Origin of the sequence: Shewanella sp. (assembly GCF_047975355.1) — a bacterium.
Lineage (GTDB): Bacteria > Pseudomonadota > Gammaproteobacteria > Enterobacterales > Shewanellaceae > Shewanella.
On sequence record NZ_JBKEDJ010000004.1, the window covers coordinates 193,906 to 207,804 of the forward strand.

The 13,899-nt window shown below is 45.6% G+C and carries 11 protein-coding genes; 4 read left to right on the top strand and 7 right to left on the bottom strand.

The window, feature by feature from the left end:
- Positions 1–8: 8 nt before the first annotated feature.
- Together ACK5NH_RS02130 and eco are read left to right on the top strand one after the other, a co-directional pair.
- Complete coding sequence (locus ACK5NH_RS02130; protein WP_416917591.1) at positions 9–470, top strand: hypothetical protein; 462 nt, start codon at positions 9–11, stop codon at positions 468–470.
- A 224-nt stretch (positions 471–694) separates the two neighbouring features.
- Entirely contained in the window at positions 695–1,246 is a 552-nt protein-coding gene (gene eco, locus ACK5NH_RS02135; protein ID WP_416917592.1) for a serine protease inhibitor ecotin, read from the top strand.
- A gap of 84 nt (positions 1,247–1,330) precedes the next feature.
- Here the strand turns inward: eco and ACK5NH_RS02140 are convergent, their stop codons facing one another.
- From ACK5NH_RS02140 to ACK5NH_RS02150, 3 genes are all read right to left on the bottom strand, one after another.
- The gene (locus ACK5NH_RS02140; RefSeq protein WP_416917593.1) at positions 1,331–3,298 is read right to left on the bottom strand and encodes a RecQ family ATP-dependent DNA helicase; all 1,968 of its coding nucleotides are present in this window, start codon (positions 3,296–3,298) and stop codon (positions 1,331–1,333) included.
- A 79-nt stretch (positions 3,299–3,377) separates the two neighbouring features.
- Positions 3,378–3,704 (bottom strand): hypothetical protein, encoded by a 327-nt coding sequence (locus ACK5NH_RS02145; RefSeq protein WP_416917594.1) that lies wholly within the window; start codon positions 3,702–3,704, stop codon positions 3,378–3,380.
- Positions 3,705–3,862: 158 nt separating this feature from the next.
- The gene (locus tag ACK5NH_RS02150; RefSeq protein ID WP_416917595.1) at positions 3,863–4,363 is read right to left on the bottom strand and encodes a hypothetical protein; all 501 of its coding nucleotides are present in this window, start codon (positions 4,361–4,363) and stop codon (positions 3,863–3,865) included.
- A 589-nt stretch (positions 4,364–4,952) separates the two neighbouring features.
- Between ACK5NH_RS02150 and ACK5NH_RS02155 the strand changes: the two genes are divergently transcribed.
- Positions 4,953–6,062: a site-specific integrase gene (locus ACK5NH_RS02155; RefSeq protein WP_416917596.1), complete on the top strand. Its 1,110-nt coding sequence runs from the start codon at positions 4,953–4,955 to the stop codon at positions 6,060–6,062.
- Positions 6,063–6,324: 262 nt separating this feature from the next.
- Positions 6,325–6,753 (top strand): CZB domain-containing protein, encoded by a 429-nt coding sequence (locus ACK5NH_RS02160; RefSeq protein WP_416917597.1) that lies wholly within the window; start codon positions 6,325–6,327, stop codon positions 6,751–6,753.
- A 174-nt stretch (positions 6,754–6,927) separates the two neighbouring features.
- On the opposite strand, the gene ACK5NH_RS02165 is transcribed toward ACK5NH_RS02160, so the two are convergent.
- The 4 genes from ACK5NH_RS02165 to ACK5NH_RS02180 form a co-directional block, all read right to left on the bottom strand.
- Positions 6,928–8,349: an efflux transporter outer membrane subunit gene (locus tag ACK5NH_RS02165; RefSeq protein WP_416917648.1), complete on the bottom strand. Its 1,422-nt coding sequence runs from the start codon at positions 8,347–8,349 to the stop codon at positions 6,928–6,930.
- A gap of 58 nt (positions 8,350–8,407) precedes the next feature.
- The gene (locus ACK5NH_RS02170; protein ID WP_416917598.1) at positions 8,408–11,575 is read right to left on the bottom strand and encodes an efflux RND transporter permease subunit; all 3,168 of its coding nucleotides are present in this window, start codon (positions 11,573–11,575) and stop codon (positions 8,408–8,410) included.
- A complete protein-coding gene (locus tag ACK5NH_RS02175) occupies positions 11,575–12,831 on the bottom strand; it encodes an efflux RND transporter periplasmic adaptor subunit (protein WP_416917599.1) in 1,257 nt (418 codons plus the stop codon). Before ACK5NH_RS02175 ends, ACK5NH_RS02170 begins: the two co-directional genes overlap by 1 nt.
- Before the next feature lie 266 nt (positions 12,832–13,097).
- Complete coding sequence (locus tag ACK5NH_RS02180; protein WP_416917600.1) at positions 13,098–13,862, bottom strand: tRNA-uridine aminocarboxypropyltransferase; 765 nt, start codon at positions 13,860–13,862, stop codon at positions 13,098–13,100.
- Positions 13,863–13,899: the final 37 nt, after the last annotated feature.

Genomic DNA, 13,899 nt, shown 5'->3' on the forward strand with positions numbered 1-13,899 from the left:
AGCAATTGATGCAGGCCAGCAGTGTGCGCGTCAATATCAGCCCAATTGCTTGGGCACCGATTGAAGTGACTGTGTTAGGTTCGGTATTTGAACCAGGACAACACTTTATCAACCAAAAATCCGACACTGAAATTAAGGATGACGATAAGCGCCATAGTGGCGATCAGGCAAGTGATCCCACAATAAACGCTGCCCTGCGTGCCTCCGGCGGTGTCAGACCCGATGCCGAGATCCGTCAAGTGCAAGTGATCCGCGGCCAGCAGCATTTTTTACTGGACTTGTCCGGCGTGATTAGCGGCACCCAAGTGCCACGTTTTCTCTTAAGCGCAGGCGATCAAATTTTTGTCCCAAGTTCTCGCCGTTTTGAGGACAAACTCGTGCGCCCCTCACAAATCACTGCGCCGGGGATCCGTGTGTTTATTTCCAACTTAACGCAACCGGCAAACAGTAACTCGCAATCATTCAGTTAAGGTTCATTGCGGTGAGCATAAAATATGCGACACCCATTCAAATATGACTTATTATTTAAAAGCTATTATTTTCATAACGTTGTAGCAAGAGGCAAACTTTTTTGAAAAATTTATTAAAAAATTAACCCTTTTTACTTTCTACCGCGTTTACAAAGATAGGCATACAGCAAATGATGGTGCAACCATCCAGCGCTATGCCTTATCACATTCACAAGGAGACTATTATGAAATTGACTCACGTATTTAAAACTGCGGCGCTTCCCCTCGCCTTTGCATTACTTTCTTTTAATGCCGCAGCTGTGAGCCCACCACACCCAACGGGATTAAATGCACCTATGATCAGTGTCGCGAGTTTCACCCATAAAAATTATGCCGAACAAGAAGCCACTAAAATGTTTCCTGCACCTGAGGCGGGTATGGTGCAACATATTTTGACCTTACCAAAGCTTGAGAATGAAGACGACTACATGGTTGAAATCCAAATTGGTCAAACACAATTAGTCGACTGCAATAAGCATGGTTTGAACGGCGAGTTGAAAGAACACACAGTTAAAGGCTGGGGCTATAGCTATTACCAAGTGTCTGAAGTTTCTGAAGGCCCGAGCACCATGATGGCCTGTCTAGATATGGCCAAGAAAGAAGCCTTTGTACGCATTCCAGGTGAACTTAAAATGCGTTACGACAGCCGTTTACCGAAAGTGTTTTATCTGCCAGAAGGCACAGAACTGCGCTTTAGAACATGGAAAGTCGAGTCTACTTACCAGTATGCGAAATAAACCAGCGTTTCAACAAATGACCCTAATAATCAAGTGCTTAATGTAAAAATTAAATGGCATATCTAACGAGATATGCCATTTTTATTATAAAGAACCGCCGCATAACTGCTGTAGCTTGGCTTTAATCTCCGCATACCTGAGATGTTCACAGCGGCCAAAGCCTGATAATTTCCGCACTTGTAAGCGAGTAAACAGAGGTAATGTCATTCCGGCCAAAAACCGGCATTGGGTATCGAGGGATAAAAGCGGTAAGCCTTTGGCATCTGCTGCACCGTTCAGCTCATGCAAATCGGCAAGAAGCCGCGCATCATCCGGCCATAATGGCACCTCCGAATAGGCCAATTTAGCTACTTCACCACGGCAAACACTGCAATGACCACAGGATTGAGGTGCAGCGTTATCGTCAAAATAGCGGGCTAAATTGTAGTTTAAGCAGGTGGTTAACTCAAAAAATCGCACTAACTGGGCAATGCGAGCCACTTCTTTGTCGGCAAAGTATTGATGGAGCTCGTTGGCTAAATTTATTTGCGCTAATTGATTGGTATCCACTTGATAAACATCAGTGACTCGCTTAGCTTCTAATTCGATAAGCTGCTGACTGGCAAGATATTCTAATGCTGCCAATACCCGAGTCCGTTCTGCACCTGTTGCCTGATACAATGCAGTAAAATCTAAACTTCCCCATACGCGCTTCATCTGAGTGTGGGCGAAGATATCGCGAAGAAATGCCTGTCGCTCGGGCGAAAATTGACTCAAAATCTGCGCTTGAGGCTCTATAAAACGGTAACTGATATCGGCGTAATAGGCATAAAGTGGTTTGATCACGCCCTGTATTTCAAGCTGTACCAATAAGGTTTTAAGGGGAAGTTGCCTGATATTACTCACATTGGCCAACTGATTAAGTTGTAACTCCCAACGACCGCCTAGAGTTTCTTGGCGAATGTTATCAATCACAGTAGCGATACTCGCCAGCTCCGGCGTATCACCATAGACAAAGTTTTCGACTGTATTTATTCCATCCAAGTTCGCTAAGGTCACACAATGAGAGAGCTGACCATCTCGCCCAGCACTGCCGATTTCCTGGCAATAATTCTCAATGGATTTAGGCAAATCAAAGTGGATCACAAAGCGAATATTGCTTTTATCTATCCCCATCCCGAATGCAATGGTGGCGACCACGATACGGATCTGACCTTGCATAAAATCATATTGAATTTGCTGACGTTTCTCATCCTCAAAGCCCGCATGATAGGCACTTGCATCAAATCCCATCCGGCATAGTTCTGCTGCCACCTCCTCTGCTGTATGTTGCAAAGTCACATAAATAATCCCACAACCAGTCAAGCTTTGCAGTTGCTGTTGCAAAGTGGTCATTTTGTATTGGCTTGCCACAGGCAGAACTGTTAAATCGAGGTTAGGACGATAAAAGCCTGTTTGGACAATGTGTTGTGGCTTAATATCGAAACGCGCCGCCATATCCAGTTTCACTTTCCGCGTCGCCGTTGCCGTGAGTAACAGCACCAAAGGAATAGTTAACTCACGACGATAATCAGGAAGTTTCAAATAATCGGGGCGAAAATTATGCCCCCATTCCGAGATACAGTGTGCTTCGTCCACAACCAGCATAGAGATAGGTATTGATTGAATAAATTGCCTAAAGCGTTCGTTTTTAAAACGTTCCACCGAAACCATTAAGAGTTTCAACTCGCCCGAGCGCGCCTCACGCATCACCTGTTGGGTCAGCTCCGGCGTTAAAGTCGAATCGATACTCGCCGCCTTGATACCTTTTTCATGTAAAAAACTCAATTGGTCTTTGATCAAAGCCAATAAGGGCGAAACAACCAAAGTTAAATGGGGAAGTTGCAGAGCGGTAAATTGGTAACAGAGTGATTTGCCAGAGCCGGTAGGGAAAATAGCAAGACTCGATTGACCCGATAACAGCTGAGAAATCACCTCATGTTGGCCTTGTCTAAATTCACTAAAACCAAACTGTTGCTGCAATAATGATGAATATTCCGAGGCGTTAGCTGACAGCATTGCTGAGTAAGACATAAACAAATCCTTATACCCCATTACGAGAATGAGGACGGTTGCGACCACGTAAAAAGAATAATGCGTTATAAGCGTGTCGCTACGATTTTCTGGCTAAATATAAATTGATAAATGCAGTGAGTTTGTCGTTGAAGGCTTCTTCAAAGGCATCGACATCCTGACCTAACGTATTGAAATATTGGGCTACCTGCGTGTGAGATAAGGTTTTATTGGCGACACTGTATTCCATTTCTGGCAGCGTTTTATCGTAACGGGGCACTAGCGTCCAAGTTACTAAATCGGCGGCGAAATGCTTCATGGCTTGCTGTGCTAAGGCACAGAAAGCTTCAATATGTTCACGTCCATCAGGCCCTAAACATCCGGGTTCGATTCGGCAAAGGACGGCGACAGTTCGATGTGGTGACATGCAATATCCCTATATAAAACACTTTAACAATAACTTATACAAATTACGCTAACGATACGACAAACAATCTTGACCACTTACGCGCTCTATCTTTCAGTTTATGTGACTCGAGTAAGAAGTCACGTACTGGAAGGTTAAAAAATCGGAAACACAATATCTTAAGCCTCGATATCGTCATTATTCATGGCGGCAACGGCTGCGGCATGTTCAGATAATAAGGTATCGAGTGCTTGGTCGAAACTGTCTAAACGTTCGAGTTCCATATAACGCTTCAAACGTAAAATAATATCTTTACTGACTTCGATATGGGATTTCTTCTGGCGCTTTTTAATTTGTGAAAGTTCTTTTCGCACCATGCGCCAGCCCAAATCACTGAAATACTGATTCAGCATTCGATTTACAGATTGCAGTTGTTGGTCAACGGGCTGATTTTTTTTACGCAGTTGAACCAGTAAATTTAAATTAGCAATTAATTCGGTATAACTGGATTGGGACTGATTTAACTGAAACCACTCTGCTCGCTCAGTGACACTCTCGGGATGAACCATGCGATAAATTAACGGCAAGGCAAACACTAATTCAGTTTTATCTAACAGTAATAATTTTCGGCCCGCGGTAGGCGCGGCATGATGATATTCCCATAAGGTGCTAGTAATCATTCACGGCCCTTAAATGATTTATAGATAGGCTATGATACAGACAAACAGCAAAATTTAAAAGAATGGTTGAACCATTTTATTTGCTCGTTTTTATGCTGCAAACTTTTACAGCCAATTTTATGTAAACAACAATAAACCTTGTTCTTGTGCCGCTTTTGTGTCGCTTACTAATACTTTGTTTTTGAATGGCTAAAATCGTATCAGTCTTCCAGCAAACAAACCCCAGCTTGATATTATGAGCTTCGGCATCGCTGGATAGAATGGTTAAACCATAGTTTAGAATTATTACAGCTAACCTACAGCGTTAGCCAAATATAAAATTAAAGCAGGTTATTTTATCGCCAAGTTTGACGTTTAATGCCGTAATTATTCAATAATTGAACAGTAAATTCCCTCTATTATTTAATCGCATATTATAAATCCTCCTTTCCCGACCTATTCGCATTGGGTTGTGCACTATTTTTAATCGATACGATTAATTAAAATACAAATAAGACATCTACCAGTGATAATGACGATTATCACTGGTAGTTAAGGACTAGATTTACATATAATTGCGTCAGTTTTGTCGCCAGTAAAAATACCCCTTATGTCGAAATCGATTACATTTTATTCAGCAGATGGAAATAACCATAACCGTTCGGCCGATATGACATCGAATATCACAACGACATATAAACAAACCGATAGATCCTTTTTTGAGGAAAGGTCACTGCCGCAATCGGTGCACAATGACTTTTTAAATGCGGCCGCCGAAACTGAGTACGAAATATCCAGCAATACCCGCCGAGTTTATCAAACCAGCTTTAGTCTATTTGAGCAATATTGCACTGCGCATCACTTGCAGTCCTTACCCGCTGATCCGCGAAGTATTATTTCTTTTATCGGTCATCAAAAAGAATTGCTTCAAGCGAGTACTGGCAGCCTGCTATCAAAGCAGACTTTGACGACTCGCTTAGCCGCGATCCGTTACTACCATATCCAAGCTGGTTTTCCATCCCCTACCGAACATCCGCTCGTGATCCGAGTAATGCGCGGTCTCAGTCGTAATCACCATCGACAGGTTCAAAATTATGATCAGCAGCCAATCATGTACGATGAGGTAGCGCTATTGATCCAAGCAATAGATCAACAACCCCATCCCCTGCTCCGTCTCAGGGATAAAGCCATCATTCAACTTGGGTTACAGGGGGGATTTCGTCGCTCCGAATTGGCGAACTTAAAAGTACAATATTTAAGTTTTATGCGGGATAAATTAAAAGTACGCTTGCCATTTTCTAAAAGTAACCAGCAGGGAGTAAAGGAGTGGAAGAATTTGCCCGACTCAGAACCTTTTGCTGCATACAATGCCGTTAAGGACTGGCTAAAGGAGAGTCAAATTACAGACGGGCATCTATTCCGTTCAATTTCCCGTGACGGTAAAACATTAAGGCCCTACCAGATAAGTGATAAGGTTACTTCCAAATCATCGTTAGTCAAAAATAGTGGATTCTTAAACGGCGACGATATTTATCGGATCATAAAACAATATTGTGTAAAAGCGGGTTTACCTGCCCAATATTATGGCGCCCATAGTCTGCGCAGTGGTTGTGTTACCCAACTTCATGAAAATAATAAAGATACATTATATATTATGGCCAGAACTGGGCATATGGATCCCCGTTCACTGCGTCATTACTTAAAACCGAAAGAAGATTAGCACCGCGTTAACACAATCAATCTCGGTTAAATATTGAGCGACTTATACGTTTTCCCCCTTTCATTAACCTCTACCATCATTTATCCTTAATCTCGTCGAAAACATAACCAAGCACAACTAGACTCAATTTAACCCTTTCAGTGGATTTGGTAATCAACCAAAAATAACCAATATAAACTATATGTTGATACTGGTTCGGTAGTTGTCTAGAACAAAAACGGCGGGATTTTTTAGGAAAAGCCGAGTAACGGAGAACTCAATCATGAAAAATCTATCATTTGACGAAATCAAACAGGTGTTAAATATCGTCGAAAAATCCTATATCGTGCATGAAAAGTGGTATGAGGATTTGATTAAAACCTTGTTATGCAGATTACCCATTGAAGATAGATTTATCGGTAAATGCCCCCATCAGAAATGTCAGTTTGGGCAGTGGTTATATAGTGAAAATAGCCGGCATTTACGTAATTTACCAGCATTTATCAAGATAGAAGCCCTGCACGATAGAATGCATGCAAGTGCTAAGGAAATGTGCGTAAGGATGAAAACAACAGGCTTCGTGCTTGAGCATGACTATGTGGCATTTTTACAACATGTTCATCTCTTTAGGGAAAATATGAATGAATTTAAACACCGTGTGCTGTCAACCTTGGCACACGTTGAAAATGATGCTGTTGAGGTCAAAAAGTAAAAGCAGTACACCTAAGTGTGACAAACCTTGGACTGAAGAGAATTTATCCCCATGAGCGCAGCGTCACTCTCCACATTAGAGTGGCATTTCCTATGATAAAGAACTTAACGTCAAAATTTTTCGCAGGGAATTGCCACCTGACTCTACATGATATCATCCGTCACTAGGTAAAACTCACTCAAGCTGACCACCACCGAGGGCACGATACAGGGCAATTTTGGCCAACTGTTTGTCCCGTAATATCTCGCTATAGGCTAATTGGGCGCTAAATAATTGCCGCTGCGCATCCATCAAATCCAGCGAAGTGGCCACGCCATTTTGGTAACGTAATCGCGCAAGCCGTGCATAGGCGGATGAGGATTGGACTAATTCCTTTTGCGCCTTAATGGCCTCTTCTGCACGTTTAAGATTATTCAGCGCATCGTTCACATCAAAATAGGCAGTTAACACCACATTGCGATAACTTAACATCGACTGTTTCGCTTCTTCTGTGGCGATATCATATTCGGCGGCAATTTTCCCACGATTAAAAATCGGCGCGGTAATGCCTCCGAGGAGTGACCAAGTCACCCCATTACTATCGAAGATATCCTTAAGATGATCATTTTCCCGGCCATATTGGCCCGAAATTGTGAACTTAGGGAAAAAGGCTGCCTTGGCGATACCAATCTGCGAATTTGCGGCAATCATTGCTTGTTCCGACATTTTCACATCGGGTCTCAGTGTCAGCAATTCGGAGGGAACGCCCGCGCTCAGCTCATAGGGTAAACCGACATTTTCGGGTAAACCTTGGGGAGATGGTAAGGCGTAATCGTACTCGCCGAGTAAGATATATAGCTGATTTATCTTAAATTTCCTTTCATAGTCTAATGTCGGCAAGGTAACTTTAGTACTCTGCAGCTCTACTTCTGCCTGGCGCACATCGAGGCCCGAAATCACACCGTTGGCATGGCGAAGCTTGGCAATATCGAGTTCCTTTTGCCGTAATCTCACGGTATCGGTAGACACACTGTAACGTTGTTCAATATCGAGCCATTCATAATAACGGCTAGCAATATCACTGATCAGGCTGACATAGGTGAGCCGTAATTTTTCGACTTCGGAAAGATAGTAAGCTTCAGCGGCCTCACTCGCTCGACGATTTGCGCCCCAAAGGTCGAGCTCCCATGACACTGCGCCCACTAAATCTAAAGTGGTACTTGGACTGGGATTCGTGTTGGTCGCGCCACTGTCTAAACTGCGTTCATAACCCGCCTTGGCAGAAATCTCTGGCCAAAGTGCACTGTCAGCAACAGTCACTTTTGAGCGAGCAGCCAATAAACGGGATTGGGCGATTTGCAGATCGAGGTTTTCCGACAATGCATGTTCAATAAGGGAGATCAGCACTGGATCTTGGTAAAAATTCCGCCAAGATAAGGCAGAGACTTCCTTTAAACTCCCCAGCTCTGTACTCGTTTGCGACAGGATTTGCGCTTGATACTGGTTAGGTAACGCGAGTTCTGGCCGTTCATAATCTGGTCCCATGGTGCAACCTGCGACACTTAGCGCCGTCAAAAGTCCCAGATAAACTGGCGTTAGGCGTAAACGGTAACCCATTAAAATGGGCTGCACAGGCGTAGAACCCGTAGATTGGCTGGATAATTTTGGATGGCAATTAACCACGGTTCACCTCCTCGACGGTTTCTTGGTCTAGGAGTAATTCCTCTTTTGTTTTAATGGATTGTTTAACCGTTTTCTTTTTTATCCAGCCCGCGGTCGTCACAAAAAACAGCGGCACAAATACTATGCCTATGGTAGTCGCCAATACCATGCCCCCCAGAATCGGTAAGGAAATCGATTGTCGACTCACAGCACCAGGTCCCTCGGATAACACCAGCGGTAATACCCCAAGAATAAAGGCCATGGAGGTCATTAAAATAGGCCGAAAACGCATGGTCGCAGCTTCGAGCGCCGCCGAAATACGTGTCCTGCCTTGCTGGTGCAACTGATTGGCAAACTCGACGATTAAAATCGCATTCTTCGCCGCCATGCCAATTAAGGCAATAAACGCCACTTGAAAGAATAGGTTACTCTGCATACCGCTAATTAGGGTTGTCACCGCCGCCCCCAAGAGTGCAATGGGAGCGATCAACAATACCGCCACCGGGATACTCCAGCTTTCATAAAGCGCGGCTAAAAACAGGAACACAAATAACAGCGCTAAGCCAATAGCAATGCCCGTTTGGTTCGCTGACTGCACCTCTTGGTAAGTAATGCCAGTCCATTCATATTTAAACTCATCGGGCAGAATGGGCGTAGCAACCCGCTCAATGGCCTGGATAACATCGCCAGTGGCATAACCCGTTGCAGGCGTCACATTGATTGAGGCGCTGGAGAATAAGTTGTAATGGGTCACGGAAGACGGGCCGACCGTATAATCATACTTAGCCAGCACGCCGATCGGCACCATAGCGCCGCTCGATGAGCGCACATAATAATCTTTTATTTGGTGTGGGAATTGACGATAACTCTCTTCCGCTTGAATTTTCACCCGATAGACACGGCCAAAGAGGTTAAAATCATTTACTGTTGAAGAGTCAGTTAAGGTTTTGATTGTGCTGTAAATATCACTCACATTCACCCCAATCGCCATCGCTTTGGCCTCATCGACTGATAAATGTAATTGCGGGATAGCACTTTGTAGTGACACGCTGGCACTGTCCACTTCGGGTTGGAGTTTTAGCTGCTCGACTAATTCGTTAGCGGTTTCAACCAAACCTTGGAAACGCGTTCCTGAGGTATCCTGCAACTGCATTTCGACCCCTGAGCCATTGCCTAGGCCCGGCACTGCCGATGGCAGATACAGATTAAACTCGGCCTCCAGCACGTTTTTCAACTCTTTATCTATCGCTTTCATCACCGATTGCACAGTTGCATTAGTTGCCTCGCGCTCGGCCCAAGGCTTGAGCACTACTTCAAATTGACCATTGGCCTGATTCGACCCCGAGCGACGGTTTTCCCCCGCAAGGGTAAATGAATAGGCTACCGCAGGATTGGCGCGTACATATTGCTCGGCTTTCTTTAAAATCGCCTCGGTGCGATTGACCGTCGAGCCATCGGGCAACGTCATGTCGATAAAGAACCGACCTTGGTCCTCATCGGGCATAAAACTGCTCGGCAAATGGGACATGATGAAATAGGTGCCACCGAACATAATGGCAAAGGCTAAGTAACTGCGTTTTGCGTATTTATTGGTCAAAGCGACTAAGCCGACATATTGATTGGTGCCAAGGTCGAGTTTGCGATTCAGCCAGTGGAAGAATCCCCGCTCTGGCGCCTTACTAGGTTTTAATAATAAGGCGCAGAGTGCGGGGCTTAAGGTCAGCGCCACTAAGGTGGAGATCAATACCGCTACCGTAATCGCCACCGCAAATTCACGGTACATAATGCCGGTGATCCCCGCCAAGAATGATACTGGTACAAATACGGCGCAGAGCACTAAACTGGTGGCAACCAACGCTCCCGACAATTCTTTCATCGCAATGCGGGTCGCATCGATAGCACTCATGCCCTTCTCGTGAATTAAACGCTCTACGTTTTCGACCACCACAATCGCATCGTCGACCACAATCCCGATGGCCAGCACGAGTGCGAGCAAACTCACGGTATTGATCGTAAAACCAAAGGCCAGCATGGCCGCTAAAGTACCAATCAAGGAAACCGGTACCGCAATGGCGGGAATGAGCGTCGCCCGCACGTTTTGTAGAAACAGGTAGACTACCAATACCACAAGCACTAAGGCTTCAATTAGGGTATGGATCACCTCATCGATGGACTCTTGAATAAAGATGGAGGCATCGTAAAATACTTCCCATTTAACTCCTTGGGGAAACTTTTGCGACAACTCCGCCATCGCCTGTTTCACCTTATGGGTAACCTCGAGTGCATTGGCGCCCGGCAATAAATACACCTGCAAGATAGTGGCATTTTCACCATTAAGTTGGGACTGCAGCGTATAGGCAGACGATCCTAATTCTACGCCTGCGATGTCCCGCAACCTGATAATCGATCCATCAGGATTGGCGCGCACAATGATTTCATTAAATGCTTGAACCGAACTCAACCGCCCCGCCACGCTGATAGGCAAGGTCAAGCTGATGTCGTCGCTATTGGGTTGAGTGCCAATGGTGCCCGCGGGGGACTCTTTATTTTGTGCCTTGATGGCACTGATCACATCTGTAGTGGTTAAGCTGTAACCCGCCATTGCATCGGGCTTCAACCAAATTCGCATCGAATAGCTGCGCGAGCCCGTGTTACGGGTGCGGCCCACACCGGGAATACGTCTCAGCGCCGATTCGATATTGATAGTGGCGTAATTACTTAGGTAAATCTCATCGAATCTTTCATCGTTTGAGGTTAATGCCAGTTTGAGTAATTCCACCGAAGCATCTTTCGAGACTGTCACCCCTTCGGTTTGTACATCGATGGGCAGCCCACCCGAAGCTTGTTGAGCCGCGTTTTGCACATCGACCGCAGCCAAGTCTGCATTAGTGCCCACATCGAAGGTGATTGTAACACTGGTGCTACCGGAGTTCGTGCTCTTGGAACTCATATAAATCATGTTGGGCACGCCGTTCACTTCTTGCTCAAGTGGAGTGGCAACGGACTCGGCGGCCGTAGTAGAACTGGCACCAGGATAAGAGGCCGAAATGGTCACTTGTGGCGGCGTGATATAAGGATACTGATCGACGGGCAGCTTAAACATAGCGATTACCCCAAGCAGTACAATTACGATGGAGATAACGCTGGCAAAAATCGGCCGATTAATAAAAAACTGCGCCATTATTTTTGCTCCTGCTTTTGCTGCTCCAAGGCTTGGCGCTTAAGTGCCTCGGCTTTTGACATTTCGTCTTCCTTCTCGGCGTATTCCTTGGCACTTAACGGCTCGGCAATTTGTCCGTGACGCACGCGGTGCATGCCTTCAGTGATCACCATTTCCCCTGCTTTGAGGCCACTTTTGACCACAACGCCTTCAATCCCTTGATGATCGATCACAATAAAACGTCGCTCTACTGTGTTATTCGGCAATACCACCATCACATATACTCCGCCCTGATCCACTTGAGTGGCCTTTTGCGGGATGACAATTGCATTGGGGATTTCGGATAATTTAATCCGAACATTAGTATATTGACCGGGCAACAATTCTTTTTCGGGATTGGGTAGAATCGCCCGCACCTCAAAGGTGCCAGTGTTGGGGTTGACCTGGGGATCGGTAAAACTCACATCCCCCAAATAGCGGTATTCACTGTTATCTGGGAGCGTGATCCGCACAAAGCCTGCTAGCGCCTTACCTTCTACCTCCGCTTCCTTCTTAGCCGAGTAGCTGGTTAGGCGGCGCTGAGCATTTAAATAATCCAGTGCTGACATATTAAAGCTGACATAAATCGGGTCGACCTGTTTAACGCGGGTCAGCAGCGACTGACCTTTACTGCCAACAAGCGCGCCTATATCCACTTCGGAGCGGCTCACGAGCCCAGCAATCGGCGCTTTAATTTCGGTATAACTGAGTTCTAATTCGGCTTCTTCCACCTCGGCGCGACTTGCTGTGAGGTTAGAGCGCGCCTGTGCAAGGGTGGAAAGCGCATTATCATAATCGAGCTGACTTGCGGCATCCTGTTCATACAGTGGCTTTAAGCGTTTCACATCCCGCTCGGCCTTATCTAGAATGGCCTGCTGCGAAGAGAGTTTAGCCTTTAATCGATTCACAACCGCCACATAGGGTTTATTATCAATCTGATATAGTAGCTCCCCTGCTTTTACTGCGCTGCCTTCGACAAAGCGTTTTTCCTCCACAAAACCATCGACCCTCGCCCGCACTTCCACGTCTAAGGAGGCTTGAGTGACACCGATATAATTGCCATAGAGTGGCACGGTTGCTGTAGTGACTTTTTCCACCACCACCATTTTGGGGGAGATTTTAATCTCGGGGTCCTTGCAGCCACTAATGGAGAGACAGAGCAAAACACCACTCAGATAAAGGGGAAATGAACCTAAGCGTGATACTGAAAAACGAGCTATAACAGATAGTTGAGGCATATGCGAATCCCGCACTCTAAACACAGTGGAACCAGGCCCATAGGCAAAGTGGTTTTAACAATTTTAGTCGGTTCTAGGTAACATCCTGTGACCAATGCAAATTCAGTGTAAGGCAAACTGAATAAAATTGAAATTTTAAAATCAATAAGTTCAATGATTTGTGATGGGTGTGCTAAAGCGAGGATTTACAATGGTATGAGTTAGGTAAATCACTCCCCAAGAATGTAAGCACTCTCGGGGAGAATGACTCTATGAATGAACTGGGACTATAGGTTGGCTGGCGTTGCGGCATGGTAAGCCGCTTCAAAGGCGTCGGTAAAATCGCTGATAGGTAAAATGTCTTCACGGCAACGACGGTTACGCCCGAGTAATGAGGACTCGACAAAGAGATCGAACCATGCGGTTAATACCTTGCCATTGGCCTCCTCGCCCATTGCCGCCAGTGCCAGTGACGCCACTTCCGCCGTACCTAATTGAAAATCATGGCTCCCCTTACGCAAGGCGTAGGTGGCTAAAGCATCAGGGTCGAAGGACAAGATAGGTAAGCCCCGCAGATAAGGACTCTTACGGAACATCTTAATCGCTTCACGCCAGCTTCCATCGAGCATAATCAGCAAAGGCCGTTTACCCTCGGCAAGACTTGCCATAGGCACCTCAGTCAATACGGTTTGACCTTGGTCAGCATATTGCGCCGGAAACACTAAAAACGGTTGATAGTCGCTTGATGCCAAAAGCGCCAGCAGCTCAGGGGCCGGCTCAGTGCGCGACCAGAGAAAGGCATGGGTATCAGGGATAAGATCGGCAATCAAGCGGCCACTGTTGGTGGGCTTTAGCACCTCATCGTTATACATGATAAGCATAAAACTTGCCTGAGTAGTCAACTGTTTACGCAGTGAACAGGTACAGAATTGCTCACCTAATAAACAAAAACGACAGCGGATGAGTTTTTTACCGCGGGCGCCAAAGGGCTTAGTTGAAATGGATTTACGGTATTCATATAAGCGATGTACAGCGTGGGGGGCTAGAGCCATGGCAGCCAATTCTCAGTCAATTATCTGTCAAATCTAT